The following is a 24,483-nucleotide window of genomic DNA, read 5'->3' as shown; positions in this document are numbered from 1 at the left end:
TGCATTTTGCATGTCAATATTCATTTTCAAATACGAAAGGAAATTCCATGAACCGCGAGACCGATTCCGCCATCTATGCCCAAATTCGCGGCACCGGGCCGCTATTGCTGAGCGTGCCGCATGCGGGCACGGACCTGCCGGACACGCTCCGCTCCGCGCTGAGGCCCGATGCGCTGGACTTGCGCGATACCGACTGGCACATGGACCGGATAGCGCGCGACGTGATGCCCGAGGGCGCCAGCCTGATCGCAGCGCGCGTTTCGCGCTACGCCGCGGATTTGAACCGCTCGGATGCTGACACGCCGCTTTACTCCGGCGCCACGACGGGGCTGATCTCGACCATCGATTTCGACGGCACGCCGATCTACCGCGAGGGGTGCGAGCCGGACGCCGCCGAGCGCGCCGAACGCATTGCGCGCTACTGGCAGCCCTATCATGACGCCCTCAGCACCGAGATCGCGCGGATCCGCACCCGGCACGGCTATTGCCTGTTGCTGGACATGCATTCAATCCGCAGCCGGGTGCCGCGCCTGTTTGAGGGCAAGCTGCCGGATCTGAACCTTGGCACCGATTCCGGCGCGGCCTGCGCCCCTGCCCTTGCCGATGCCGCCTTCGACGCGCTGCAGCGCAGCGGTTTCAGCGCGGTGCGCGATGCGCGGTTCAAGGGTGGGTTTATCACCCGCCACTACGGCGACCCCGCCAATAATGTGCACGCGCTTCAGATCGAAATCGCGCAGGATTGCTATATGGTCGAGCAAAGCCCCTGGACCTACCTGCCGGACAAGGCAGACCGCCTCAAGGCCGCGCTTGGCCAGCTTATCGACGCCATGACCAAGTTCAGCCCGGAGCCTTCGCAGCCATGACCCAGACAGAGATGACCGGCGCGCATTTCCGCCTTGCGCTGACCGCGGATGGGTGGCGGCGCAACCGGTCGGCGCATTTCGCGCCGGATGGCACGATCGAAAGGCTGGTCGAGGACGACAACCCCGAGGGCCTGCCCGTCTATGACGCGCCCGTGGTGCCGGGCATCACCGATCTTCACAGCCACGCCTTCCAATACGCGATGGCGGGCCTGTCGGAGGTGCGCCGTAACCCGGTGGACAGCTTCTGGTCCTGGCGCGACATCATGTATTTCTTCGCGCTCACCCTCTCGCCCGAAGACACACAGGCGATTGCCGCGCGTCTCTATCTGGATCTGCTGAAGGGCGGCTATACCGGCATCGTGGAATTCCACTATCTGCACAATGATCTGGACGGCACGCCCTATGCCCGGCCCGAGGAGCTGTCGCTGGCGATTTTCGAGGCCGCAAAGACGACCGGCCTCGACTTGACGCATTTGCCGGTGTTTTACGCCCATTCCAATTTCGGCGGCCTGCCCCCCACCGATGGGCAGCGGCGGTTCATCAACGATCTGGATAGCTACGCGGCGATGATTGACGCGTTGAAACGACCGGCAGCCGAGGCGGGTCACACGCTGGGCGTCGCGCCCCACTCCCTGCGCGCCGCCACCCCGGAGGAGATCGAACGCCTTCTCGCGCTGCGGCAGGATCTGCTACCGGGCTCCCCCGTGCATATTCACGTCGCCGAACAGGTCAAGGAGGTGGAGGATGCGCTGGCCCATACAGCCCGCCGCCCGGTCGAGCAGCTGTTCGAGATCGCGCCCGTCGATCAACGCTGGTGCTTGATCCATGCCACCCATCTCAGCGACGAGGAAGTGCGGATGATCGCCCGCTCGGGCGCCACTGTCGGGCTCTGCCCGATGACCGAGGCCAATCTGGGCGATGGCATTTTCCGCGCGACGGACTTCCTGGACCAGGGCGGCGTTTTCGGCATCGGATCGGATTCGAACATCGCCACCTCTGCAGCGAGTGAATTGCAGCAACTGGAATACAGCCAGCGCCTACGCGACAGACAGCGCAACGTGCTGGCAAGCAGCGCCCAGTCGCATGTCGCCGCCAACCTCTGGTCGCGCGCGGCCCAAGGCGGCGCCCGCGCCGCCGGCCGCCCCGAGCAGGGCATCGCCGTGGGCGGCATGGCCAGCTTTGTCGAGCTGACCAGCCCCGAGCCCGCCGCGATGGCCCCGGTGGGCGAGACGTCCGCGCTGGATTTCCACGTCTTTGCCGGGCGGGGGTTTCACGTCGGCGATGTTGTCGTGCGCGGGCGCCGCGTTATCTCGGATGGACACCACCCGCAGGAGGATACCATCCGTGCCGACTATGCGGCGGCCATGCAGCGGGTGTCGCAGCGGCTTGCCGCCCGGCAGGGTACGGACCCGATGAAAGGCTGAAGATAGAGGCGCATGACGAAAGATCCCGACTATCGCTCGAACTCGTTGATGCGCGGCCTCAGCATTCTAGAATGCTTTGACAATCGCCACCCCGAGATGACCCTGACCGAGATCGCCGAGGCGATTTCGGTCACCAGCTCGGCTGCATACCGCTTTGTCATCACGCTAGAACGCGAGGGATACCTGACGCGCAAGGACAACCGCTACCGGCTGGCGCCGCGTGTCATGGATCTGGGCTATCGGTATCTGGCGTCGCTGGATGTCTATGACCTCGCCCGCCTGCCCGCGGACGAGCTGCGCAACGAGACCGGGTTCACCGTGCATGTCTCCGTGCTGGACGGCTGCGATATCGTCTACGTCTACCGCGCCCTGTCGGACCGCGCGATGGTGTCGAACGTGCCGGTTGGCTCCCGGCTGCCCGCCTTCTCGACCACGATGGGGCGTGTTCTGCTCAGCGACCTGCCGGAGGCCGAGCTGGACCGCCGTTTTGAAGGCTATGACTTCGCGCCGATCAGCCCAGATGCGCCGAAATCGCTGACCGCGCTCAAGGGGCTTTTGCCCGAGGACCGCGCACGCGGCTATGTGGCGCAAAGCTCGCATCTGGCCACCGGGACCGTCTCCATAGCAGCGCCGCTGATTTCGCATCACGGCCAGTATCTGGCGGCGCTGAACCTCTCGGGGCATGAATCGCAAATGCAGCCGGACAAGTCACTGATCCAGCGGGTCCTGGCGACGGCGCGGCAAATCTCGGAAATGCTCTGAAGCGTAAGGCGCGCCGCCCGCCAAACGCGCTGCGGCGGCCCCGCCAGGGGCCGCCGCATGGAATAACCGGCATGCGCCTCCGCGCATTCCTTTTGGTTGGCCTCAGACGCAGGCCTTGAGGCGATCCACCAGGTCCGTGCGCTCCCAGCTGAAGCCGCCATCGCTTTCGGGTGCGCGGCCGAAATGGCCGTAGGCGGCGGTGCGCTGGTAGATCGGCTGGTTCAGCGACAGGTGCTGGCGAATGCCCCGCGGCGTCAGGTCCATGCACTCGCGGATCGCCCTTTCGATCGCGGCGGGGTCCACCTCGCCCGTGCCGTGCGTCTCGGCATAGATCGACAGGGGTTGGCTGACGCCGATCGCATAGCTTAGCTGGATCGTACATTTCTCGGCCATGCCGGCGGCAACCACGTTCTTGGCCAGGTAGCGCGCGGCATAGGCGGCCGAGCGGTCGACCTTGGTCGGATCCTTGCCCGAGAACGCGCCGCCGCCATGGGGCGCCGCGCCACCATAGGTGTCGACGATGATCTTGCGGCCCGTCAGGCCCGCATCGCCATCGGGGCCGCCGATAACGAAGACGCCCGTGGGGTTCACATGCCAGACCGTGTCATCGCGCAGCCAGCCATCGGGCAGCACGTCACGGATATAGGGCTCAACGATGTCACGCACGTCGCCGGGGGTCAGTTCCTTGCCGTCCGCGTCAAAACGCTCGTGCTGGGTGCTGAGCACGACCGAACTGATGTGAGAAGGCTTGCCGTTCTCGTAGACGACCGACAGCTGGCTCTTGGCATCGGGCAGCAGAAGCGGCTCGCTGCCATCCTTGCGGACCTCCGCAAGGCGGCGCAGGATTGCGTGGCTGAAATGGATCGGCGCCGGCATCAGCTCTTCGGTCTCGCGCGTGGCATAGCCGAACATGATGCCCTGATCGCCGGCGCCCTCGTCCTTGTTGCCCGAGGCATCGACGCCTTGGGCAATATCCTGCGACTGCGCGTGCAGAAGGTTGGTGACCTCGAGCGTCTTCCAGTGAAACTTGTCCTGCTCGTAGCCGATATCGCGGACGCACTCGCGCACGATGCCCGCCATGCTGTCGCGCAGCTGGATCAGCTTGTCCTCGTCCAGCAGCCGCACCTCGCCGCCGATGACGACACGGTTGGTTGTGGCAAATGTTTCGGCGGCGACGCGCGCCTCCGGCTCTTCTGCCAGGAAGGCGTCAAGGATCGCGTCCGAGATCCGGTCGCACACCTTGTCGGGATGCCCCTCCGAGACGGACTCGGAGGTCAGTGTATAGTTCTGTCGTGCCATGAGATCGCTCCATTATGTAATCCCGCCGCGCCAGGAAGCCGTTGCGACGGGTATTGCCAGTGCGTAGACCGCCGCGTGCGGCAAGGTCAATCGCTATCCGCGTGCGGCGCGCCGGATTTGACGGCGGCGCAGCGCGGCGGGGGCCAGAAGCGCAAGGGTCAGCACGATCAGCGCGGACCAATCTCCGCTGCGGGAATAAAGTGTCGCAGGTGCGGGTGGCGGCAGCGGCACGTCCAGATACCCCGCCTGCCCCAGCGGGATCTGCGCGGTGATCCGCCCGCCCGCATCGATCATCGCCGAAACGCCGGTATTCGCGGCCCGGATCATCGGCAACCCCTGCTCGGCGCTGCGCAGACGCGCCTGCGCCAGATGCTGGTAAGGGCCGGACACCTCGCCGAACCACGCATCATTGGTGATCAGCAGCAGGAAATCCGCCCGGCCCGGCGCGCCGGCCACGTCACGCGGGAACACGCCCTCGTAGCAGATCAGTGGCACGGCGCGGCCCAGCGCGCCCAGATCCAGCGTTTGTGGACCCGGCCCGGCGGAATAGCCATTGCCGCCCTGCTGCGCGAGGCCGCGAATACCGAAGGTCGCCATCAGATCGCCGAAGGGCACGTATTCGCCGAAGGGCACAAGGTGATGTTTGTCATAAAGCGCGGATTGCTGCCCTTCGCCGTCCAGATAGATCAGCGAGTTGAAGTACCGCGCGCCCTCGGCCCGCTGCACGCCCAGCACCATTGGCGCGCCGCGCGCGGCGTCGGCGACATCCCGCAGCACGGCATCGGCGCGGTTCAGCAGCATGGGCAACGCCGTTTCGGGCCAGACGATCAGGTCCGGCACGTCGCCAGCGACAGTAAACCCCATCTGCCGGTCGAAATGGAAATCCATGTAGGCCGGATCCCATTTCTGCTCTTGCGGCACGTTAGGTTGCACCAGGCGGATGATCGGCGCGTCCGGCCCCGGCCTTGGCGCCTCAGCCAGCATCGGGGCAAACGCATAGAGAGCGGCGATTGCGGCCAGCGTGCTCGCGCCCACCCAGCGGCGGTCCTGCGCCAGATGCCATAGCGCCGCCCCCGCGCCGAGCGCGAGGAAGGTCAGCGGCAGGGCGCCCCCGACCGACGCCCATTGCAGCATCGGTGTGGTGATCCAGACATGCCCCGGCTGCGCCCAGGGAAAGCCGGTAAAGAGCCAGCCCCGCAGCGCCTCGGAGAGGGTCATCGCCGCGGCCCAGACCACCGCCGCCCCGCTCACATGTCCGTCATGGCGCGCCGCAGGCAGCAAAGCCCAAGCCGCCGCCTGCGCCCCGGCCCAGAAGAGCGCAAAGCCCACCGCACAAAAGACCAGGGCGAAAGGCGCCATCCAGCCGTGGCGCGCGATATCGATCAGGAAGGGCTCGACAATCCAGCTGAGCGCCAGCGCGAAATACCCCGCGCCCCCGGCCAGACCCTGCCAAGCCGCCGCGCGCCATGTGCCTGCACGCGCATAGAGGCCATAAAGCCCGGCAAACCCGGAAAGCGATAGCGGCCAGAGCGACCAAGGCGCCTGCCCCAGCGCGGCCACCACGCCCAGCAGGAAGGCAAGCGCGCCCCAGAGCAGCCTGCCGCGCCAGACGCGCGACCTGGTGTCAGGCATGGGCGCCCGCATAGGGCACACGCACGCGCAGCCGCTTGATCCGGCGCGGATCGGCGTCGACCACCTCGAACACCGTGCCGCTGGGATGCTCGACCACTTCGCCGCGCACCGGCACCCGGCCCAGCAGCATGAAAACAAGGCCGCCCAGCGTGTCGATCTCTTCCTCGTCGACATCATCGACATCGGTCAGGGATTGGCCGATCTGGGCCTCGAACTCTTCCAGCGGGGTCTTGGCCAAAGCAATGTAGCAGCCGGGTTTTTCCTCGGACCAGTAGTCATCTTCACCGATATCGTGCTCGTCCTCGATCTCGCCCAAGACCTGCTCGATCAGGTCCTCGATGGTGACAAGACCGTCGACACCGCCATATTCGTCAATGACCAGCGCCATGTGGCGCCGGTCCGTCTGCATCTTTTGCAAGAGAACGCCGATCCGCATCGAGGGCGGCACATAGAGCAGCGGGCGCAGCATGTCGGCCAGCACGAAGGCATCCTCGGCATCCCCGTTGAAGCCGTGACGCAATGCGAAATCCTTGAGGTGAACAAAGCCGATGGGCGAATCGAGCGTGCCCTCATAGACCGGCAAGCGCGACATGCCGCTGTCGCGAAAGACATGCACCAGCTCGCCTTGGGTGATGGTGGAGGGGATCGAGACGATATCGGCCTTGGGGATGGCCACGTCCTCAACCACCTTGTCGCGCAGGTTGATCAAACCCTGCGCATTGCGCACATGGCCGGCGGTTGCCTCATCCTCTTCGGGATCGTCATTTTCCGAGGGCGAGAAAGCGCCGAATATGCGGCGGAAAAATCCGCTATTCTCGTCCTCGTCACTTTGCCGGTCCGGCAGCGCGCCTTGCGCTGCGCTAGAAGAATCGTCGGTGCTGTCGCCCATGCGTCTGGTATCCAAAATCATTCCGGGGCCGCTCTGCCGCCCCCCTCACGGTCAATATGGGTCAGGTATGCCCAGTTTGCAAAGGATGGCAACCTCGCAGGCCTCCATCAACGTGGCATCTTCGTCACGTATATGGTCATAGCCCAGCAGATGCAGCACCGCATGCACGATCAGATGCGCGGCATGATCGGCCAGCGGTTTCCCGCCCGCCTCGGCCTCGCGCGCGCAGGTCTCATAGGCGATGGCGATATCGCCCAGTTCGGCATCGGTGGCAGAGTTCGGCAAATCGGGCGCGCCCCCCGCGCGGGACGCGCCGCGCTCGCCGCTGGGCCAGCTCAGCACGTTGGTCGGCTGCGGCTTGCCGCGGAAATCCTCGTTGAGGGCCGCGATGCGCGCGTCATTGCAGGCCAGAACGCTGATCTCAAACGCCGCCGGTTCCAGCCCCAGATGTTTCAGCGCCGCGCGCCCTGCCCGCTCGGCCAGGGCTTCGAGATCCAGCGCGCGCCAGCGGCGGTCCTCGACCATCACGTCCATCAGCATGAGGGGCGCCCGCGCCGGGCGGATATCGCAAGATCAGACATCGGCCTCATAGGCCTCGATGATGGCCGCAACCAGCGGATGACGCACGACGTCCTTTGCAGTGAAATAGTTGAACCCGATCTTGGGGATCGAGGACAGGAGCCGCTCGGCATCGTGCAAGCCAGAGGCGACACCGCGCGGCAGGTCGATCTGGGTGCGGTCGCCGGTGATCACCATGCGCGACCCCTCTCCGAGGCGCGTGAGGAACATCTTCATCTGCATCGACGTGGCGTTCTGCGCCTCGTCCAATACCACGAAGGCCCGGCTGAGCGTGCGGCCCCGCATGAAGGCCAGCGGCGCGATCTCGATCTTCTTGTCCTCGATCAGCTTGGCCAACTGCTTGCCCGGCAGAAAATCGTTCAGCGCGTCATAGAGCGGCTGCATGTAGGGATCGACCTTCTCCTTCATGTCGCCCGGCAGATAGCCCAGCTTTTCGCCCGCCTCGACGGCAGGACGCGCCAGGATGATCTTGTCGACATGGCCTTCGATGAACATCGAGACGCCGACCGCGACGGCCAGATAGGTCTTGCCCGTCCCGGCGGGGCCGATGCCAAAGGCCAGTTCCTTGTCGAAAAGCGAGCGCACATAGGCCTTTTGCGCCTCGGTGCGCGGCTCGACCATTTTCTTGCGCGTCTTGATCTCGACCCGCCCGCCCTTGAACATCTCGAGCTGGTCGCCATCCTCGGGCTGCGCCTCGCTGTCGCCGCTGCCCATCCGCAATTCGCGGTCGACATCGCCCTGCACAACCTCCTTGCCCGTCTCCAGCCGCTGATACAGCGATTGCAGCACCTGAACCGCCTCCGCCACCTGCGCCGCTTCGCCATGCACGGCAAGCTGATTGCCGCGCCGCAGGATCTGAACGTCAAGCTTGCGCTCGATCTCGGCCAAATTGCGGTCATGCTCGCCGCAAAGATCGATCAGCAGGAAGTTATCAGGAAATTCGACGATCTGGTGATGCAGATCGCCCGCTTCGGGGGCGCCGGGCGCGTAGGTGCTGGCCAATCAGGTCTCCGCTCTGGGTGCGTTGCGTGGGGTCCTTGAAACAACCGTGCCAAGTTGGGCGCCGGCGTGCAAGGCGTGATGCGCAGGATGCAGCGCGAATTCGCACATGCGCCCCGAAACCGCCATCAAAAAAAGAACCGCGCGCCCGTGGGCACGCGGTGATGTCGGATCGCGCCGGCGCGAGGACGGCGGCGCGTATGAGGCACGGTCCCGATCAGACCGGGTCCGTCACGGTCGAGCCGGACTTGTAGGCCCCCGTCGCCGTGTTCGGCGGCGCGGTGCCCGAGCAGACGGGCTTGCCATATTTGTCCAGACGCTGCGACAAATAGCCCTCAACGCCATCGTCGATGATCCAGTGATCGCACCCGTTGGGGTCGATCCAGACACCGGCCTTAAGCTGGCTGAGATGCTTGGAGTCGATGCCGCGGTCGACAGTCTTGTCTTTCTTCGGTGCGTCACAGGCCGCGAGGGACACTGCAGCGCACATAAGAAGGGCGAGTTTAACGCTTTTCATGGATCGGTCCCCTTCAGCGGATACAGATGATTTCGACGCGGCGATTTTGCTGCATCCCGGCGGCGGTGCTGTTTGACGCTTTCGGCATCCGCTCGCCATAGCCGCGCACATCGGCGATGCGCACGCCCGATTGCTGGGCAACGCGGGCGACCGCATTGGCGCGGCGCAAGGACAGGGTCATGTTGTACTCATCAGAGGCGCGGCTGTCGGTATGGCCGGTGATGATGTACGACATGGCCCCGGCCTGGCGAAAGAAACTGACCAGGTGCTGGCGACCGGCGCTGCTGATATGTGCGCTGTCGGTGCGGAACAGCTGATCGCTGTTCATCACGCCGCAGACGTTGCCCCTGCGGCAGACCGGAATGCCCTGACGGTTCGTGTGGGGCGACATATAGCCTTCCCATCCATCATCCATGACCCAATGCTCGCACCCGTCCGGGTCGACCCAGATCGTCGGAACATAGCTTTCGCCGACCACCCTGGTCTGCTGCGCCTGAACGGCACTGCCGCTGATCACGCCCGTTACTGCGATGGCCCCGCCAAGGGCGATGGCCGCACATGCGCCCATTGCCTTGCGGACCGTATCTGCAAGTCTTCCCCTCACACCCAAAATCCTTTTTACTGTTCCCCCATTCGGGACATGCCGAAATAATGCATCCCCCGAACACTTTAATACCAAGGAACCTTACCACCATTGCCCGGCGTGTGAAGTATAAATGCACGACAGAGCCACACCATATGGCCAAGTCTCGTGGCCATGCAGGGGCATTCCACCACATGCTGCGGCAATCGGCAGGCGCTGGGGGCGCAGCGCGCGATATGCTCAGATCAGAACACCCGCCAGCGAATTGGGGCCCGAGCTGGCAATGCGCACCTGCGCCATATCGCCCGGCACCGCGCCGGGCGCGGTGACATGGACGGCATGCAGATGCTGGGATTTGCCCACCATCTGGCCCGGCTGACGCCCGACCCGCTCAAAGAGAACCTGCGCCTCACGGCCCACCATCGCCTCCTGAATCTCGCGCTGCTGACGCGTCAGAACAGCCTGCAGACGTTGCAAACGCTCGCCCGCCTCAGCGTCACCCACCTGTGCGCGTTCGGCCGCCGGGGTGCCGGGGCGGGTCGAGTATTTGAACGAATAGGCCTGCCCATAGCGGACCTCCTCGATCAGATCCAGGGTAGCCTGAAAATCGGCTTCCGTCTCTTCGGGGAAGCCGACGATGAAATCACCCGAGAGTAGCAGGTCCGGCCGCGCGGCGCGAATGCGCTCAATCAGGCGGACATAGCTCTCGGCGGTGTGGCTGCGGTTCATCCGCTTGAGGATACGGTCGCTGCCCGACTGCACCGGCAGATGGAGATATGGCATCAGCTTGGCGCAACTGCCATGCGCCTCAATCAGATCGTCGCCCATGTCATTGGGATGCGAGGTGGTAAAGCGGATGCGCTCCAGCCCGTCCACGTCGTTCAGCGCCCAGATCAGCTGCGCCAGCGTCCAATCCTCGCCCTTGGGGCCTGCGCCGTGATAGGCATTGACGTTCTGCCCCAGAAGGGTGATCTCGCGCACGCCCCGCTCGACCAGATCCTTGGCCTCGTCGATGATACGCTGCGCCGGGCGCGAGGCCTCGGCCCCGCGCGTGTAGGGCACAACGCAAAAGGCGCAGAACTTGTCACAGCCTTCCTGCACGGTCAGAAAGGCGGTCGGGCCGCGCTTGGCCTTGGGGCGGGCCTTCAGCTTCTCGAACTTATCCTCTTCGGGAAAATCGGTATCGAGCGCGGTGCCCCCCTGCTGCACCTTAGCCTCCATCTCGGGCAGGCGATGATAGCTCTGCGGGCCGACGACCAGATCGACCAACGGCTGGCGGCGCATGATCTCGGCGCCCTCGGCCTGCGCGACGCAGCCCGCGACGCCGATCTTGAGATCAGGCTTGGCATCCTTGAGATCGCGAAAGCGCCCCAACTCGGAATAGACCTTCTCGGCGGCTTTTTCGCGGATGTGGCAGGTGTTCAGCAGGATCATGTCCGCTTCTTCGGCGCTCGCCACCTCGGTATAGCCCGCGCCGCCCATGGCCTCAGCCATACGCTCGCTGTCATAGACGTTCATCTGACATCCATATGTCTTGATGTATAGCTTCTTGGGCTCGGCCATGACGGGCCTCCGATCTGTGCGTCTTTGCGTCTCGTGCGTGATGGGCGGGCTATATCACAGCCGCGGCGTCTTGCAATGCGCGGCGAATTGACCGAACCTGCGCCAAAAACGAAAAGAGCAGCATGCGATACACCTCAATTCAGGATCTTTGCACGCGCGGCAAGGCGCATCTGGCCAAGGGGCCGATCGCCCTCATCCTGGCCGAGGATGAGGTAGAGCTGGATACGACCCTGCGGCACCACCAGTCTCTGGGTTTCAAACCAATCATCGCGCTGATGCCGGACAGCTTTGCCATCGCGCCCGATGTCGCCGAAAAGGTGGTGCGCGTCGACCATGACAGCAGCCGAGACGGCCATCACGTCGCGGCGGTCAACGCCGTCATCGCGGCGGTGCCTGCAGGCACATGGATCTACTACTGCTTCAATGCCGAATACCTCTTCTACCCGTTCTGCGAGACCCGCAGCGTGGGCGAAATGCTGGCCTTCCACGCCGAAGAGCGGCGCAGTGCCATGCTGACCTACGTCATCGACATCTACGCCGGCGATCTCAATGCGTGCCCCGGCGCGGTGTCGCTGGATGATGCGTGGCTGGACAGATCCGGCTATTACGCCCTCGCCCGCACAGACCCTGCCAATCACGACCACCCGAAAGAGCGGCAACTCGATTTCTTCGGAGGTCTGCGGTGGCGCTACGAAGAACACATCCCCGCTCCGCGCCGCACCATTGACCGCATATCGCTGTTCCGCGCAGCCAAGGGCCTGACCTTGATGGAGGGGCATGTTTTCTCCGACGAGGAATACAACACCTTTGCCGGCCCGTGGCACAACAACCTGACCGCGGCCATCGCATCATTCCGGACAGCCAAGGCGCTCAAGCGCAACCCCGGCTCGACCTTCGATATCGAGACGTTCAAATGGCACAATTCGGCGCGGTTCGAATGGCACTCCCGCCAATTGCTCGATCTTGGGCTGATGGAGCCGGGGCAGTGGTTCTAAGCCCGGCGTTGCGTTAGCTCCAGTCGTCTGCGACCAGATCACCGGGGTCGACTCCCAGCGCATCCAGTTCGGACTGCACGGCATCCATCATGGGCGGGGGGCCGCACAGGTAGCACAGGCTCCCCGGTTCAATGAACTGGCGCAGGTAATCGCGGTTGAGCTCACGGTTCGGTACCGTCTCTCCCTTCTCCTGGGTCACGGTATAGGCCACGGTCAGCCCAGGCATGGCTGACAGCTTTTCCCGCCAGATGATATCCTTCTCGGACTTGTTCGAGAACACCAGCGTCGAGCCTTCCAGATCCCCTTCGTCCCGCAAGCGCTTGCGCAGGAGCGCAATCATCGGCGTGATACCCGCACCGCCCGCGATGAAGACGCCCGGCCCCCTGTCGCGCATATCGCCAAACGGGCCGTCGATTGTCACCTTGTCACCCGGCTCCAGCTTGGCGATCTGCTCGGTCACGCCGTCATGGGACGGATAGCTTTTGATGACGAATTCCAGCGTCTCCTCACCGGGCAGGCTGACTGGTGTGAAAAGGCGGCCTTCATCCTGCCAACCCCCCTTCTGGAGCTTCATCTCGATTGCCTGGCCGGGCTCGAAATCAAACCCCTTCGGGCGCTCGAACACCAGATGATGGGTGTCGTGGGTGACGGGCGCGATACTGCGCAGGATCAGCGTATGGGTCATGGGAAAATCTCCTTTGACTCCCCAACGCCCCGCGCCGCGCCCGCGTTCCCTCGCCGCAGCCCCGCTTCATCTTGGCAAAAATACTCAAATCCGCCCGGCCAGACAGCGCAGCCCGGCCCGGATCAGAGGTTGTCGGCCTGCGGCATGCCCAGCACATGAAAGCCGCCATCGACGCGGATGATCTCGCCCGTAGTGCAGGCGCCCGCATCCGAGGCGAGATAGACCGCGGTACCGCCCACCGCCTCCAGCGTGGCATTGGCGCGCAGGGGCGCGTTCATGTCCGTATGCTTGAAGGTCCGGCGCGCACCGCCAATGGCCGCACCGGCCAGCGTCCGCATGGGGCCAGGGCTGATCGCGTTGACGCGGATGCCGTCCGGCCCCAGATCATTAGCCAGATAGCGCATTGCGCTTTCCAGCGCGGCCTTGGCCACGCCCATCACGTTGTAGCTGGGCACGACGCGGTTGCTGCCTTGGTAGGTCAGAGTCAGCAAGGTGCCACCATTCTCGACCATCATCGGATGCGCCCGGCGCGCAACGTCGATGAAACTGTAGCATGAGATGTCCAGCGAATGCTTGAAATTGGCGCGGCTGGTGTTCAGGATGCGGCCTGTAAGCTCGGATTTATCTGAAAATGCAATGGCATGCACGACGAAGTCAATGGTTGGCCAATGCTTGGCCAGCGCATCGAAGCCCGCGTCCATCGATGCATCGTCGGTGACATCCATATCCACCATCAGCTCGGATCCAACACTCTCGGCCAGCGGCTTCAGCCGCGCGCCGAACGCCTCGCCCTGATAGCTGAAGGCCAGCTCGGCACCGGCAGCGTGCATCGCCTTGGCGATACCCCACGCGATCGAGCGGTCATTGGCCACGCCCATGATCAGGCCGCGCTTGCCCTGCATCGGCAGCGGCGCGGTCGGCAATTCGGGGGGTGTCTGTGTCATGCGCGTCTATCCGTGAAATTTGCTGAGCAGCATCGAGCCGTTGGTACCGCCGAAGCCGAAGGAATTGGTCATCACCGTATCGAGGCCAGCATTGTCGACGCGGGCCGTCGCCACCTCGGCCGGGTCAAGTGCCGGATCAAGATTTTCGACGTTGATGGAGGGGATTATGAAGTCATGCTCAAGTGCCAAAAGGCAATAGATCGCTTCCTGCGCGCCGGTCGCGCCCTGGCTATGGCCCGTCATCGACTTGGTCGAGCTGATCGGCGGCGTCTGGCCTTGACCGAAGACGCGGCGCACCGCCTCGACCTCGCCCACGTCGCCCACGGGGGTCGAAGTGCCATGCGCGTTGATATAGCTGACCTTGCGGTCCTCACCCAGCGTGCGCAGCGCGCCGCGCATCGCCCGCTCGCCGCCCTCGCCCGAGGGTGCGACCATATCGGCGCCATCGGAAGTTGCGGCAAAACCAGTGACTTCCGCATAGATCTTCGCACCGCGCGCCTGCGCGTGCTCCAGGCTTTCCAGCACCAGCATCGCGCCACCGCCCGAGATGACGAACCCGTCACGTCCCGCATCGAAGGCGCGGGACGCTTTCTCGGGCGTGTCGTTATACTTGGACGACATCGCGCCCATCGCGTCGAAGAGGCAACTCAGCGTCCAGTCCAGCTCTTCGCCACCGCCGCCGAACATCACGTCCTGCTGGCCCAATGCGATCTGCTGCGCCGCCATGCCGATGCAGTGCAGCGAGGTCGAGCAGGCCGAGGTGATCGAGAAATTCACGCCCTTGATCTGATGCGCGGTCGCGAGGTTCGCGCTGACGGTCGAGGACATGCACTTCGGCACCGCGAAAGGCCCGATCCGCTTGGTGCCGCCGGTTTTCAGCACGGTCTGATGCGCGCTCAGCATGGCCGAGGTGGACGGCCCGCCCGATCCGGCGATAAGCCCGGTCATCGGGTTGATGACGTCCTTTTCCTCAAGGCCGGCATCCTTGATGGCTTGCTCCATCGCGATATGCGCATAGGCAGCGCCCGGCCCCATGAAACGCAGTGTGCGCTTGTCGACATGGTCGGCGACATTCAGGTCGATCGCCCCGGCGATGCGGCTGCGAAAGCCGTGCTCGGCCATCTCCTCATTCGCGGTGATGCCGGATCGCCCTGCTTTCAGCGATGCCAGCACCTCATCCGCACTGTTGCCAATGGACGAGACGATTCCCAGCCCTGTAACGACGACGCGGCGCATGGCGCACTCCTTTGGGATAGTGACGGTTCTGTTTAGGCCAGCGGGCGCGCCTTGCGCAACCCAAACGCGCGGGGCGTGCGCCCCGGCGCGCTCAGCTCTCGCTTAGCGCGACCTTCATGTCCTTGACCTGGTAGATCACTTCGCCATCGGCCTCGACGATACCGTCCGCGACGCCCATCGTCAGGCGGCGCGTCTGCACGGCCTTGGTGAAGTCGATCCTGTATGTCAGCATCTTGCGATCAGGGCGCACCATGCCGGTCAGCTTGACCTCGCCCACGCCCAGCGCATAGCCGCGCCCCTGCCAGCCGCGCCAGCCGAGGTTGAAGCCGGTCAGCTGCCACAGCCCGTCAAGGCCAAGGCAGCCGGGCATGATCGGGTTGCCCGGGAAATGACATTCGAAGAACCACAGGTCCGGCGTGATGTCGAATTCGGCGGTGATATGCCCCTTGCCATGTGCGCCGCCATCCGCCGAAACATCGGTGATGCGGTCCATCATCAGCATGGGCGGCAGCGGCAACTGGGCGTTGCCGGGGCCGAAGAGCTCGCCGCGGGCGCATTTCAGCAGGTCTTCTTTTGCGAATTGCGTCGGATAGTCGGCCATGCAGGCAGTCCCTTCGTACTGATGATCGCGGCGCGCTCTGGTTTACGCCGCCAATTGCGCCATATCCTCTAGCACCCGTGCCCGCGCAGGTGCAAGCCCGCTGGCCCGCGCAGCCCAGGCGCGCTGCCCAGCCAATGCGCCGGCGCGCAGGGCAGGCCCGGTTTTTGTTTGAATTCGGGGCGTATCCGCGCATATAACACAGGAATGAGAGTAAGTCGCAGGTAGTACATGACACGCCCAGCATCCCTCCAACCCGAAGAGCGTGGCAGCGAGTGGCTGGCCAGCGCAGGTTTGCGCCCGACGCGCCAGCGCGTGGCCCTTGCCAGTCTTCTGATCGGGGACGGCCAGCACCGTCACGTCACCGCCGAGAGCCTTTTTGCCGATGTGCAAAAGCGCGGCGAGCGTGTTTCGCTGGCCACGGTCTACAATACGCTACGCGCCTTTTGCGATGCAGGCCTGATGCAGGAGGTGCTTGTCGACGGCACCAAATCCTACTTCGACACCAACACACATGATCATCCCCATTTCTACTGGGAGGATGAAAGCCGCCTCAGCGACGCCCCCGCCGAAGAGCTGGAGATCACCCGTCTGCCCGGTGCCCCCGAGGGGGCCGAGATTGCGTCGGTCGACGTCGTCATCCGCCTGCGCCGCCGCAGGTGAGCCGCGGCGATCTGCCAAAACTCAACTTTCCAAAGCTATTCCAAGACAAAACCGGAGGATTTTCCATGCGCGCCGCCTGGTACACCCGTTTCGGCCTTGCCGCCGATGTGATTGAGCTAGGTGAGGTGGATCGGCCCGAGCCCGCCGCGGGCGAGGTGCGTGTGCGCATCCAGTATTCCGGTGTGAACCCCTCGGATGCCAAGGCGCGCGGCGGCACCCGCCCCGGCGTGACCAAGCCGGCATACGAGCGCGTGATCCCGCATTCCGACGGCTCCGGTGTGATCGACGCCGTCGGGGATGGCATCAATGAGGCCCGCGTGGGTCAGCCTGTCTGGATCTGGAACGGCGCGTGGCAGCGCCCCTTCGGCACCGCGGCCGAATATATCTGCCTGCCCGAGGCGCAGGCCGTCGCCATGCCCGACGGGCTGGACCCGCAGATCGGGGCGGTGCTGGGCATTCCCGGCCTGACGGCGGCGCAGACCGTTTTTGGCGGCGGTGATGTCAGCGGCCAGACCCTGCTGATCAGCGGCGGGGCCGGCGCTGTCGGCCATAACGCCGTGCAACTGGCCAAATGGGGCGGCGCACGCGTCATTGCCACCTGCAGCAAGGGCGGCATGGACCGGGTGCGCGCGGCGGGCGCGGACGCGGTGTTCGACTACGCGGACCCCGATCTGGCGGCGCAAATCACCGAGGCTTCGGATGGCGGCATCGACCGCGCCGTCGAGGTTGAGTTCGGCGTCAACGCTCCCCTTCTGGGCGAGGTGATGAAGCCGCTCGGCACCATCGCCGCCTATGGCTCGGGCAAGGACATGACGCCGACCCTGCCCTTCGGCGCCTTCCTCTTCAAGGCGCTCAAGGTGGATATCACGTTGATCTACCTGCTGCCCCGGCCCGAGCGCGAGGCCATCATCGCGCGCCTCCACGCCGCGCTGAGTGCAGGCTCCCTCAGCCCCGCCATTGACCAAGTCTATCCGCTGGAGGACTGCGCCAAGGCGCATGACGCGGTGATGACACCGGGCCGCGCGGGGGCGGTGCTGCTGGATTTGACCTGACGCGCGGATGTGGCGATCGCTATCTCCCTGCAAAAACAAGGACATGCGTTATAGCCAAAAGGGCCGCTCCGCTTGCGGCCCACTTGGCAGCGACTACTGTTCGAAAATGAACCGCACCGTCACCGGTATCGCGCGGGTAATGCTGTCGAGGCTTGCAAGTTCCTGAAGTTTGTCGATGCCGGCGTCGATATCAAGCTGATCGGTATTCAAGAACAGCATGTCGTTGGTCGTCACCAGAACGCTACGATCCGAAAGGCGCGCCGCGAAGATTTCCGTGCTTACATCAACGTCATTTCCCAGTAGTGACAGCACTGAAGCCAATTCCATAGTGGTTGTATCACCAGGCTGCATTGTGGACAGCGCGTCCATATCAAGCATGGCAGAGAGGGTTGCGGTTGGCGTGTTGTTGAACAGAAATTCCCTCATGCGCTCGTCGCGGATATCGATGTTCGTTGTAACACCGGCGAGCGGGATTTCGATCGCAACCGCGCCGTCATCGCTTACCGTGCCTGTCAGACCCTCGAATGAATGGACTTCGCCATTGAAGCTGTCCTTTACGGAGCCAAAGGCCAAGCGCGACTGATCTGCATTCAAAGTCCAGCCTTCTGCCAGCGCTGCGGATGCCGTCAAGCACAATGCAAATGCTGTGCCCGCTAAGTATTTCGTCATTTTGACCTCCCGAGGTTTCAGTATACACCAAGGCATTCTGCTGTGGCGCACTCGGTAAACACTCTGGCTTGAGGATTTATTCGGCCCTAATGACAAAAATCTCGGAAAAAGAGCTAAGGGCGGCCCTTGTGGAGTCTTTGCCGAACCTTTGGCGGTTCGCGTTGTCTTTGGCCGGGTCTCGTGATTTGGCCGAGGATTTGTCACAAAGAACCTGCCTGCGCGCGCTGGAACGTCGGGGCCAAGTCTATGATGCCGCCGGCATCAAACCCTGGCTGATCACCATTTGCCGTTCGATTTGGTATAACGACCTCAGGGCGCAGGCTTTGCGGCGGACGCAGTCGTTGGATACGTCCGGCCGATTTGATCCAGCAGCAGATATACTGCGCGCTGAGATGAATATTCTTGCGCGTGAGGTGTTTACCTCAGTGATGACCCTTCCCGAAGCGCAGCGGAGCGTCGTGGTTTTGGTTTTGGTCGAAGGATATGCTTACCGGGAAGCCGCTGAAATTCTGGACATCCCGATTGGAACCATCATGAGCCGTTTGTCGTCTGCACGGGCGAAATTGGGCGCGGCCCTGTCATCACCGAAGATGCCAACGCGGGAAAAGGGAAAGCGATGACGTATAGCGACGCACAGCTTCGCGCGTATCTGAAAGGGATGCTTTCGCAGGACCAAGCGGAAGCCCTCGAGGCGCAGGTCGCGCAGGATGCGGTCCTTGAGGCGCGCCTCTTTGCATTGGATTTCGACCGGGCCGGCGCATTGCGCGCCGCGTTTGATGCCGTGCCCGAAACCGATGTTTTGCAAGATCTTGAGGGGGGACTTCCCAATGCAAAGGCGCAAGCGGCAGGCGTGTTTCCGGCCAGATTCTGGATCGGGGCAGGCATAGTTGCCTCTGTGGCCTTCGCCACGGGTGCTTTCCTGTTTGATGCCGAAACGGCAGCATCAGATCCGCGTTGGCAGGATCTGGTGGCGGCCTACCAGTCCCTTTACGTGACCGAGACTCTGGCTCCGATCGCGGCAGATAATGAACAACTCACCGCACAGCTTAGCCGAGCTGCGCGCAGATTGGGGCGGGCGCTGCCATTGGATGTCGTCAGTGACTTGGGCGGATTGGAGCTGTTGCGGGCGCAGATACTTGGCTTTGATGATACCCCTCTCATTCAATTGGCGTATTTGTCGGAGGACGGTATGCCTGTCGCACTCTGCGCGATTCAACGTGCGGGGCCGACAGTGGGCGAATTCACGTTTGAAGTGCTGGCGGGGCTGCAATCCGTTCACTGGTCCGACGGCACATTCAGCTACATGATCGTGGGCGATATTGAAAACGATCGCCTTTCCGAGATGGCCGAGAGTGTGCGCAATACGTTGTGACTAAAAAAGCCTAGGTGCAGGTAAACCTTTGTGATCCGAAGCAAGGCCCGGATAATCGAATGTCGGGCTTCCATAGGCACCTTGGGCCAACCTGCAGACTTCGCCGTTCGAAATGGCTGTTTCGCCTACAAGCGCATCCTAGTAGGTATCGGCCAGTTACCTTTACCCATGAAAAAAGCCCCGGACGTCCATCCGGGGCTTTCTCTTGTGTCTCTAGACCCTCGCCTTACGCGATGGCGACCAGCTCGATATCGAACTTGAGGTCCTTGCCGGCCAGCGCGTGGTTGGCGTCCAGCGTGACCGACTCTTCGGTGACTTCCAGCACGGTAACTGGGAGGACTTGGCCATTCTCGGTCTGCACCTGCAGCTGCGTGCCGGGGTCCAGCGGGATATCGGCGGGAATGCCTTCGCGCGGCACCTGCTGGCGCGCATTCGGATCGACTTGGCCATAGGCCTGATCGGCGGGCACTTCGACGACCTTCTTCTCGCCGACTTCCATGCCGGGCATTGCGGTGTCGAGGCCGGGGATGATCTGGCCCGAGCCGACTTCAAACTTCAGCGGGTCGCGGCCCTCGCTGCTGTCAAAGACAGTGCCGTCGGTCAGCGTGCCGGTGTAGTGGATGTGAACGGTATCGCCCGATTTTACTTCGGCCATGGATAAACTCCAATTCTGGTCTGGTAAGGTGAATGAATTGCAAGGCCGCGCGGCGCGCGGGTGCTTGTGCGAATTGGCAAAGGATGTAGCGATGCCCGGACCGGATTGCAAACCGGTCACGCAGATTCGTCCCGCAAGCATCTGGAATCCAAAGAAGGTTTTCGTGAGGATACGCCCGTTTGCCCCCATCCCCGCCCGCCAGCGCCCGCAAAGGCGGCCCTGCTGCCAATATCGCCCTTTCCCGCCCCCGCCTCCTGTGCCAGTCTGATCGCGAAACACGACAGCGGAGCGCCAATGCCGATCACCACATGCATCTTCGACGCTTATGGCACCTTGCTGGACGTGGCGGCCGCCGCGCGTACCGCTGCCGCCGAGCCGGGACAGGAGCGGCTGGCCGAATGCTGGCCCAGCATCGCGCAGAACTGGCGGCTGAAGCAGCTCAACTACACGTGGCTGCGCACGATCATGGACGATCACACCGATTTCTGGACCGTGACGGGCGATGCGCTGGACTGGGCATTGGAGGCCGAAGGCATCGACGACGCCGATCTGCGCGAGCGCCTGATGGGCCTTTATCGCGAGTTGGAGGCGTTCCCCGAGGTGGCGGACATGCTGGGCCGCCTCAAGGCGGCAGGTCTCAACACCGCCATCCTGTCCAACGGCACGCCAGACATGCTGGAGGCGGCGACGACCTCCGCCGGGATCCGCGGTGATCTGGACGATATCCTCTCGGTCGAGATGTGCGGCATCTACAAACCCAGCCGCGCGGTCTATGACATGGTCGGGCGCCGCTTTGCCTGCGCGCCGGATGAGGTGCTGTTCGTCTCGTCAAATGGCTGGGACGCGGCGGCGGCGGCGGCCTATGGCTTTGACGTGGCATGGGTCAACCGCGCGAATGAGCCGGTCGAGCGCTTGCCGGGCAAGCCATCCCATGTGCTGCGCGATCTCACCGGCATCCCTGCGCTGGCGGGGGTCTGAGTGGGCCGGTTCACCGCCGCAGACGGGCTGAGCCTGCATTTCATCGACAGCAAGGATGCGCCCGAGGGCCATGACGGCCCCGCCATCCTCTGCCTTGCCGGCCTGACCCGGAATTCGGGAGATTTCCGTTTTGTTGCGCCGTTTCTTAGCGGCTACCGCGTGATCTGCATGGACTATCGCGGGCGCGGCAAATCCGATTTTCCCGAGGATGTCAGCACCTACTCCGTCGCGCAGGAGGCCGCGGATGCCATCGCGCTGATGGATCATCTGGGGCTGGAGCGCGCTACCATTCTTGGCACTTCGCGCGGCGGGCTGATTGCCATGCTGCTGGCGGCGACGCATCCGGGCCGCATGGCGGGCGCAATCCTCAATGATATCGGCCCCGAGATCGCGCCCGGCGGGCTGGACCGCATCCTTGACTATGTGGGCCAGCGCCCCGCCTATGCTGATTACGACGCGGCGGCGGATGGCCTAAAGGCAGCAATGGAGCCGCGCTTTCCGGGTGTCACGCGCGACCGCTGGCGCATCCATGCCGAGCTGATCTGGAAGGAGGCCGCAGACGGGCTCGACCTGCGCTATGACCCGCGCCTGCGCGATGCGCTGATCGGCCAGGCGGGCGCAGGCCCGGCGCCGGATCTCTGGACGCTCTGGGACGCGTTGGCAAAGCTGCCCGTCACTGTTCTGCATGGCGAGAATTCAGACCTGCTGAACACCGACATTCTGGCCCGGATGCAGGCCCGCGCGCCGGACATGCGCGCGGTGACAGTACCCGATCGCGGGCATGTGCCCTTCCTTGACGAGGCCGCGTCGCTGCGCGGTATCCTTGACCATCTGAATGACCATTCATGAGCGATATCGACATGATCCGCGCCGCCGCCGCGCGGCTGCACGGGCACGCGCGGCGCACGCCGCTGCTGTCCTCACCCTTCCTTGACCGGATCGCCGGGCGCCGGGTGCTGGTCAAGCCGGAATGCCTGCAGCATACCGGCAGCTTCAAGTTTCGCGGCGGGTATTCCGCCGTTTCGGCGCTGGACGATGCCACCCGTGCGCGGGGCGTTCTGGCCTTTTCGTCGGGCAATCACGCGCAGGGCGTCGCGCTGGCCGCGGCGCAGCATGGCGTGCCCGCCGTCATCATCATGCCCAGCGACGCGCCCGCGCTCAAGATCGCCAACACCCGCGCGTTGGGGGCCGAGGTGGTCCTTTACGACCGAGCGGGCGGCGAGAGCCGCGAGGCAATCGGCGAGGCGCTGGAATCCGAGCGGGGCCTCACCCTCATCCGCCCCTATGACGAGCCCCTGGTGATCGCGGGTCAAGGCACGACAGGCCTCGAGATTTCCGAGGACGCGAACGCGCTGAACATCCGCAGCGCCGATGTGCTGGTCTGCTGCGGCGGCGGCGGTTTGACCTCGGGCATCGCGCTGGCGCTGGAGGCGGACGCGCCCGGCCTGCGCGCGCGCCCTTGCGAGCCAGAAGAGTTCGACGATACCGCACGGTCGCTGAAATCCGGCACAATCGAGCGCAATCAGCGCAGCTCGGGCGGGCTTTGCGACGCCATCATCACGCCCCAGCCGGGCGAGATCACCTTTCCCATCATGCAGCGCCTCTGCGGCCCCGGCCTTGTGGTCAGCGAGGATGAGGCGCTGCATGCCATGGCCCTCGCCTGGGGCCGGCTCAAGCTGGTGGCGGAGCCGGGCGGCGCCGTGGCGCTGGCCGCCGCGCTCTTTCGCAAAGACCAGATCGATGGGGACGACGTGATCGTCACCATCTCGGGCGGCAATGTGGATGCGGATGTGTTCCAGCGCGCGCTCACCCGCTACGGCACGCTTGAATGACCCCCTGACAGGAGCCTGAAACATGCGCCTCTCAACTCTCGACATCATCGTCACATCGCCTCCCGCCCCCGGCTGGGGCGGGCGCTACTGGATCTTCGTCAAGGTGACGACCGATACCGGCATCACGGGCTGGGGCGAATGCTATGCCGCCTCCGTCGGACCCGAGGCGATGCGCGGCGTGATCGAGGACGTGTTCGAGCGCCATATGGCTGGCGAGAACCCCGAGAATATCGAGCTGATGTTCCGCCGCGTCTATTCCTCGGGCTTTACCCAGCGGCCTGACCTCACGGTCATCGGCGCGTTTTCGGGACTGGAGATCGCCTGCTGGGACATCCTCGGCAAGGCGCGAAACCGGCCCGTCCATGCCCTGCTGGGCGGGCGCGTCAATGACCGCATCCGCGCATACAGCTATCTCTACCCCCTGCCCCATCACGACGAGGATGCCTTCTGGTCCTCGGCCGACATGGCCGCCGAAAGCGCGGCCGAGCTGGTGGATGAGGGCTATACCGCCGTCAAGTTCGACCCCGCCGGGCCCTACACGCTGCGCGGCGGCCATATGCCCAGCCAGATGGATATCGACCAATCGGCCGAGTTCTGCGCCGCCATCCGCGAGGCGGTGGGCAGCCGCGCCGATCTGCTTTTCGGAACGCATGGACAGTTCACCACCGCAGGCGCGATCCGGCTGGGCCGCGCCATCGCGCCCTACGATCCACTTTGGTACGAAGAGCCGTGCCCCCCCGACAATGTCGGCGCCTTGGCCAAGGTAGCGCAGGCCACCGGCCTGCCCATCGCCACGGGCGAGCGGCTGTGCACCAAGGCCGAATTCGCCCCTGTCCTGCGTGAGGGGGCAGCGTCGATCCTGCAGCCGGCCCTGGGGCGTGCGGGCGGCATCTGGGAGTGCAAGAAGATCGCCGCCATGGCCGAGGTCTATAACGCGCAGGTCGCGCCGCATCTTTATGCGGGGCCCGTTGAGTGGGCCGCCAATGTGCAATTGGCTGCCTCCATCCCGAACCTTCTGATGGCCGAGACCATCGACACCGAATTCCACCGCGCCCTGATCCGACACACGATCCGCATCGAGAACGGCTATATCACCGTGCCGGAGACGCCCGGCCTCGGTATCGAGGTGGACGAGGATCTGGCCCGCGCGCATCCATGGCGCGGCGAGGGTCTGCACCTGGAAATGACCGAGGAGCCGGTGAATTACCACGGCCCCAACGCCTTTCGCGGCGGCGCCCCGCGCGATTAGTTGGGGCGCGGCTCGCCCGGCACCGGAAAGACGATGTCGTAGATCCAGTTATAGACGAAGGCATAGACCAGATAGAAAAGCGCGAAGGCGATATCCATCCAGAAGGCCGCGATCAGGCTGATGCCCAGATACCACGCGATGAACGGCATCAGCACGATCAGCAGGCCCATCTCGAACAGCACGGAATGCCAGACCCGAAGCCACAGCCCCTTGCGCGTATGGCCTACGCGCGCCTGCATGATCGTGTCGAAGATCAGGTTGTAGATATAGGTCCAGAGCGTCGCAAGCGTCGCGCTGACCACCGCCACGATGCCGATGTCATGCATGGGCAGGCTGAATATCCAGCCGCCCGCAGGCACCACGATGGCAAGGCCCAACCCCTCGAAGAGAAGCGCGTGGCGGATACGGTCGGCAGTGCTGCGCATGGGTGCGCTCCTCGGTCAGG

At 64.1% G+C, this 24,483-nt stretch carries 27 protein-coding genes and 1 riboswitch; of the genes, 12 read left to right on the top strand and 15 right to left on the bottom strand.

What is annotated here, in order from left to right:
- Positions 1-47 precede the first annotated feature (47 nt).
- Genes hutG through ACEWPL_RS01295 form a run of 3 tightly spaced genes read left to right on the top strand, consistent with a single transcriptional unit; the run spans position 48 to position 3,049 of the window.
- On the top strand, positions 48-863 hold the full coding sequence (gene hutG, locus ACEWPL_RS01305; RefSeq protein WP_393934972.1) for an N-formylglutamate deformylase: 816 nt from the start codon (positions 48-50) through the stop codon (positions 861-863).
- The gene (locus tag ACEWPL_RS01300; protein WP_393934973.1) at positions 860-2,287 is read left to right on the top strand and encodes a formimidoylglutamate deiminase; all 1,428 of its coding nucleotides are present in this window, start codon (positions 860-862) and stop codon (positions 2,285-2,287) included. Before hutG ends, ACEWPL_RS01300 begins: the two co-directional genes overlap by 4 nt.
- A gap of 12 nt (positions 2,288-2,299) precedes the next feature.
- Positions 2,300-3,049: an IclR family transcriptional regulator gene (locus tag ACEWPL_RS01295; RefSeq protein WP_393934974.1), complete on the top strand. Its 750-nt coding sequence runs from the start codon at positions 2,300-2,302 to the stop codon at positions 3,047-3,049.
- A 102-nt stretch (positions 3,050-3,151) separates the two neighbouring features.
- Here ACEWPL_RS01295 and metK read toward each other — a convergent pair whose 3' ends face one another.
- The 8 genes from metK to miaB all read right to left on the bottom strand — a co-directional run bounded on the left by metK (position 3,152) and on the right by miaB (position 11,110).
- Positions 3,152-4,348 (bottom strand): methionine adenosyltransferase, encoded by a 1,197-nt coding sequence (metK, locus tag ACEWPL_RS01290; RefSeq protein WP_393934975.1) that lies wholly within the window; start codon positions 4,346-4,348, stop codon positions 3,152-3,154.
- A gap of 5 nt (positions 4,349-4,353) precedes the next feature.
- Positions 4,354-4,401, bottom strand: a riboswitch (SAM-SAH riboswitch).
- Positions 4,402-4,441: 40 nt separating this feature from the next.
- A complete protein-coding gene (lnt, locus tag ACEWPL_RS01285) occupies positions 4,442-5,980 on the bottom strand; it encodes an apolipoprotein N-acyltransferase (RefSeq protein ID WP_393934976.1) in 1,539 nt (512 codons plus the stop codon).
- A complete protein-coding gene (locus ACEWPL_RS01280; protein ID WP_393934977.1) occupies positions 5,973-6,869 on the bottom strand; it encodes a hemolysin family protein in 897 nt (298 codons plus the stop codon). The genes lnt and ACEWPL_RS01280 overlap by 8 nt, the downstream gene beginning before the upstream one ends.
- Positions 6,870-6,920: 51 nt before the next feature.
- Positions 6,921-7,409: an rRNA maturation RNase YbeY gene (ybeY, locus tag ACEWPL_RS01275; RefSeq protein WP_393934978.1), complete on the bottom strand. Its 489-nt coding sequence runs from the start codon at positions 7,407-7,409 to the stop codon at positions 6,921-6,923.
- Between the two features lie 33 nt (positions 7,410-7,442).
- The gene (locus ACEWPL_RS01270) at positions 7,443-8,450 is read right to left on the bottom strand and encodes a PhoH family protein (RefSeq protein WP_393934980.1); all 1,008 of its coding nucleotides are present in this window, start codon (positions 8,448-8,450) and stop codon (positions 7,443-7,445) included.
- Between the two features lie 214 nt (positions 8,451-8,664).
- Positions 8,665-8,964 (bottom strand): hypothetical protein, encoded by a 300-nt coding sequence (locus ACEWPL_RS01265; protein ID WP_393934981.1) that lies wholly within the window; start codon positions 8,962-8,964, stop codon positions 8,665-8,667.
- Between the two features lie 13 nt (positions 8,965-8,977).
- Complete coding sequence (locus ACEWPL_RS01260) at positions 8,978-9,532, bottom strand: OmpA family protein (protein WP_393935390.1); 555 nt, start codon at positions 9,530-9,532, stop codon at positions 8,978-8,980.
- Positions 9,533-9,787: 255 nt separating this feature from the next.
- A complete protein-coding gene (miaB, locus tag ACEWPL_RS01255) occupies positions 9,788-11,110 on the bottom strand; it encodes a tRNA (N6-isopentenyl adenosine(37)-C2)-methylthiotransferase MiaB (RefSeq protein WP_393934983.1) in 1,323 nt (440 codons plus the stop codon).
- A gap of 122 nt (positions 11,111-11,232) precedes the next feature.
- Here miaB and ACEWPL_RS01250 point away from each other — a divergent pair, with 122 nt between their 5' ends.
- Positions 11,233-12,105 carry a glycosyltransferase family 2 protein gene (locus ACEWPL_RS01250; RefSeq protein WP_393934985.1) on the top strand — a complete coding sequence of 291 codons (873 nt, stop codon included), beginning with the start codon at positions 11,233-11,235 and terminating at the stop codon, positions 12,103-12,105.
- 13 nt (positions 12,106-12,118) lie between these two features.
- Here ACEWPL_RS01250 and ACEWPL_RS01245 read toward each other — a convergent pair whose 3' ends face one another.
- From ACEWPL_RS01245 to fabA, 4 genes are all read right to left on the bottom strand, one after another.
- Complete coding sequence (locus ACEWPL_RS01245; RefSeq protein ID WP_393934986.1) at positions 12,119-12,790, bottom strand: FAD-binding oxidoreductase; 672 nt, start codon at positions 12,788-12,790, stop codon at positions 12,119-12,121.
- Positions 12,791-12,912: 122 nt separating this feature from the next.
- The gene (locus tag ACEWPL_RS01240; protein ID WP_393934987.1) at positions 12,913-13,734 is read right to left on the bottom strand and encodes an enoyl-ACP reductase FabI; all 822 of its coding nucleotides are present in this window, start codon (positions 13,732-13,734) and stop codon (positions 12,913-12,915) included.
- A 6-nt stretch (positions 13,735-13,740) separates the two neighbouring features.
- Positions 13,741-14,970 carry a beta-ketoacyl-ACP synthase I gene (gene fabB / locus ACEWPL_RS01235; protein ID WP_393934989.1) on the bottom strand — a complete coding sequence of 410 codons (1,230 nt, stop codon included), beginning with the start codon at positions 14,968-14,970 and terminating at the stop codon, positions 13,741-13,743.
- 91 nt (positions 14,971-15,061) lie between these two features.
- Positions 15,062-15,571: a bifunctional 3-hydroxydecanoyl-ACP dehydratase/trans-2-decenoyl-ACP isomerase gene (gene fabA, locus ACEWPL_RS01230; protein ID WP_393934991.1), complete on the bottom strand. Its 510-nt coding sequence runs from the start codon at positions 15,569-15,571 to the stop codon at positions 15,062-15,064.
- Between the two features lie 228 nt (positions 15,572-15,799).
- On the opposite strand from fabA, the gene irrA reads away from it, so the two are divergent.
- Together irrA and ACEWPL_RS01220 are read left to right on the top strand one after the other, a co-directional pair.
- Complete coding sequence (gene irrA / locus ACEWPL_RS01225) at positions 15,800-16,231, top strand: iron response transcriptional regulator IrrA (RefSeq protein ID WP_393934993.1); 432 nt, start codon at positions 15,800-15,802, stop codon at positions 16,229-16,231.
- Positions 16,232-16,296: 65 nt separating this feature from the next.
- Entirely contained in the window at positions 16,297-17,283 is a 987-nt protein-coding gene (locus ACEWPL_RS01220; RefSeq protein WP_393934994.1) for an NADPH:quinone reductase, read from the top strand.
- Between the two features lie 93 nt (positions 17,284-17,376).
- Here ACEWPL_RS01220 and ACEWPL_RS01215 read toward each other — a convergent pair whose 3' ends face one another.
- Positions 17,377-17,952 (bottom strand): YceI family protein, encoded by a 576-nt coding sequence (locus ACEWPL_RS01215; protein ID WP_393934996.1) that lies wholly within the window; start codon positions 17,950-17,952, stop codon positions 17,377-17,379.
- A gap of 89 nt (positions 17,953-18,041) precedes the next feature.
- Between ACEWPL_RS01215 and ACEWPL_RS01210 the strand changes: the two genes are divergently transcribed.
- Both ACEWPL_RS01210 and ACEWPL_RS01205 read left to right on the top strand, forming a co-directional pair.
- Positions 18,042-18,572, top strand: a complete 531-nt coding sequence (locus tag ACEWPL_RS01210; protein ID WP_393934998.1) for an RNA polymerase sigma factor — start codon at positions 18,042-18,044, stop codon at positions 18,570-18,572.
- Complete coding sequence (locus ACEWPL_RS01205) at positions 18,569-19,324, top strand: anti-sigma factor family protein (protein WP_393935000.1); 756 nt, start codon at positions 18,569-18,571, stop codon at positions 19,322-19,324. The genes ACEWPL_RS01210 and ACEWPL_RS01205 overlap by 4 nt, the downstream gene beginning before the upstream one ends.
- 226 nt (positions 19,325-19,550) lie before the next feature.
- On the opposite strand, the gene ACEWPL_RS01200 is transcribed toward ACEWPL_RS01205, so the two are convergent.
- Complete coding sequence (locus tag ACEWPL_RS01200; RefSeq protein WP_393935002.1) at positions 19,551-19,979, bottom strand: FKBP-type peptidyl-prolyl cis-trans isomerase; 429 nt, start codon at positions 19,977-19,979, stop codon at positions 19,551-19,553.
- Positions 19,980-20,273: 294 nt separating this feature from the next.
- On the opposite strand from ACEWPL_RS01200, the gene ACEWPL_RS01195 reads away from it, so the two are divergent.
- Genes ACEWPL_RS01195 through ACEWPL_RS01180 form a run of 4 tightly spaced genes read left to right on the top strand, consistent with a single transcriptional unit; the run spans position 20,274 to position 24,038 of the window.
- The gene (locus ACEWPL_RS01195; protein ID WP_393935003.1) at positions 20,274-20,957 is read left to right on the top strand and encodes a haloacid dehalogenase type II; all 684 of its coding nucleotides are present in this window, start codon (positions 20,274-20,276) and stop codon (positions 20,955-20,957) included.
- Complete coding sequence (locus ACEWPL_RS01190) at positions 20,958-21,806, top strand: alpha/beta fold hydrolase (RefSeq protein ID WP_393935005.1); 849 nt, start codon at positions 20,958-20,960, stop codon at positions 21,804-21,806.
- Positions 21,803-22,789: a threonine ammonia-lyase gene (locus ACEWPL_RS01185; protein ID WP_393935007.1), complete on the top strand. Its 987-nt coding sequence runs from the start codon at positions 21,803-21,805 to the stop codon at positions 22,787-22,789. The genes ACEWPL_RS01190 and ACEWPL_RS01185 overlap by 4 nt, the downstream gene beginning before the upstream one ends.
- A 22-nt stretch (positions 22,790-22,811) precedes the next feature.
- Positions 22,812-24,038, top strand: a complete 1,227-nt coding sequence (locus ACEWPL_RS01180; protein WP_393935008.1) for a mandelate racemase/muconate lactonizing enzyme family protein — start codon at positions 22,812-22,814, stop codon at positions 24,036-24,038.
- On the opposite strand, the gene ACEWPL_RS01175 is transcribed toward ACEWPL_RS01180, so the two are convergent.
- Complete coding sequence (locus ACEWPL_RS01175; protein WP_393935009.1) at positions 24,035-24,463, bottom strand: PACE efflux transporter; 429 nt, start codon at positions 24,461-24,463, stop codon at positions 24,035-24,037. The two genes, ACEWPL_RS01180 and ACEWPL_RS01175, sit on opposite strands and share 4 nt — an antisense overlap.
- Positions 24,464-24,483: the final 20 nt, after the last annotated feature.

It is taken from the genome of Roseovarius roseus (assembly GCF_043355935.2).
GTDB lineage: Bacteria > Pseudomonadota > Alphaproteobacteria > Rhodobacterales > Rhodobacteraceae > Roseovarius > Roseovarius roseus.
This window is presented reverse-complemented; position numbering and strand designations above follow the sequence as displayed.

Coding starts and splice junctions, on each gene's coding strand:
- ACEWPL_RS01205 (WP_393935000.1), top strand. CDS start 18,569: ATGACGTATAGCGACGCACAGCTTCGCGCGTATCTGAAAGGGATGCTT.
- ACEWPL_RS01210 (WP_393934998.1), top strand. CDS start 18,042: ATGACAAAAATCTCGGAAAAAGAGCTAAGGGCGGCCCTTGTGGAGTCT.
- ACEWPL_RS01220 (WP_393934994.1), top strand. CDS start 16,297: ATGCGCGCCGCCTGGTACACCCGTTTCGGCCTTGCCGCCGATGTGATT.
- ACEWPL_RS01180 (WP_393935008.1), top strand. CDS start 22,812: ATGCGCCTCTCAACTCTCGACATCATCGTCACATCGCCTCCCGCCCCC.
- ACEWPL_RS01295 (WP_393934974.1), top strand. CDS start 2,300: ATGACGAAAGATCCCGACTATCGCTCGAACTCGTTGATGCGCGGCCTC.
- ACEWPL_RS01200 (WP_393935002.1), bottom strand. CDS start 19,979: ATGGCCGAAGTAAAATCGGGCGATACCGTTCACATCCACTACACCGGC.
- ybeY (WP_393934978.1), bottom strand. CDS start 7,409: ATGCTGATGGACGTGATGGTCGAGGACCGCCGCTGGCGCGCGCTGGAT.
- metK (WP_393934975.1), bottom strand. CDS start 4,348: ATGGCACGACAGAACTATACACTGACCTCCGAGTCCGTCTCGGAGGGG.
- miaB (WP_393934983.1), bottom strand. CDS start 11,110: ATGGCCGAGCCCAAGAAGCTATACATCAAGACATATGGATGTCAGATG.
- hutG (WP_393934972.1), top strand. CDS start 48: ATGAACCGCGAGACCGATTCCGCCATCTATGCCCAAATTCGCGGCACC.
- fabA (WP_393934991.1), bottom strand. CDS start 15,571: ATGGCCGACTATCCGACGCAATTCGCAAAAGAAGACCTGCTGAAATGC.
- ACEWPL_RS01280 (WP_393934977.1), bottom strand. CDS start 6,869: ATGGGCGACAGCACCGACGATTCTTCTAGCGCAGCGCAAGGCGCGCTG.
- ACEWPL_RS01265 (WP_393934981.1), bottom strand. CDS start 8,964: ATGAAAAGCGTTAAACTCGCCCTTCTTATGTGCGCTGCAGTGTCCCTC.
- fabB (WP_393934989.1), bottom strand. CDS start 14,970: ATGCGCCGCGTCGTCGTTACAGGGCTGGGAATCGTCTCGTCCATTGGC.
- irrA (WP_393934993.1), top strand. CDS start 15,800: ATGACACGCCCAGCATCCCTCCAACCCGAAGAGCGTGGCAGCGAGTGG.
- ACEWPL_RS01245 (WP_393934986.1), bottom strand. CDS start 12,790: ATGACCCATACGCTGATCCTGCGCAGTATCGCGCCCGTCACCCACGAC.
- ACEWPL_RS01175 (WP_393935009.1), bottom strand. CDS start 24,463: ATGCGCAGCACTGCCGACCGTATCCGCCACGCGCTTCTCTTCGAGGGG.
- lnt (WP_393934976.1), bottom strand. CDS start 5,980: ATGCCTGACACCAGGTCGCGCGTCTGGCGCGGCAGGCTGCTCTGGGGC.
- ACEWPL_RS01240 (WP_393934987.1), bottom strand. CDS start 13,734: ATGACACAGACACCCCCCGAATTGCCGACCGCGCCGCTGCCGATGCAG.
- ACEWPL_RS01195 (WP_393935003.1), top strand. CDS start 20,274: ATGCCGATCACCACATGCATCTTCGACGCTTATGGCACCTTGCTGGAC.
- ACEWPL_RS01250 (WP_393934985.1), top strand. CDS start 11,233: ATGCGATACACCTCAATTCAGGATCTTTGCACGCGCGGCAAGGCGCAT.
- ACEWPL_RS01185 (WP_393935007.1), top strand. CDS start 21,803: ATGAGCGATATCGACATGATCCGCGCCGCCGCCGCGCGGCTGCACGGG.
- ACEWPL_RS01215 (WP_393934996.1), bottom strand. CDS start 17,952: ATGACGAAATACTTAGCGGGCACAGCATTTGCATTGTGCTTGACGGCA.
- ACEWPL_RS01260 (WP_393935390.1), bottom strand. CDS start 9,532: ATGGGCGCATGTGCGGCCATCGCCCTTGGCGGGGCCATCGCAGTAACG.
- ACEWPL_RS01300 (WP_393934973.1), top strand. CDS start 860: ATGACCCAGACAGAGATGACCGGCGCGCATTTCCGCCTTGCGCTGACC.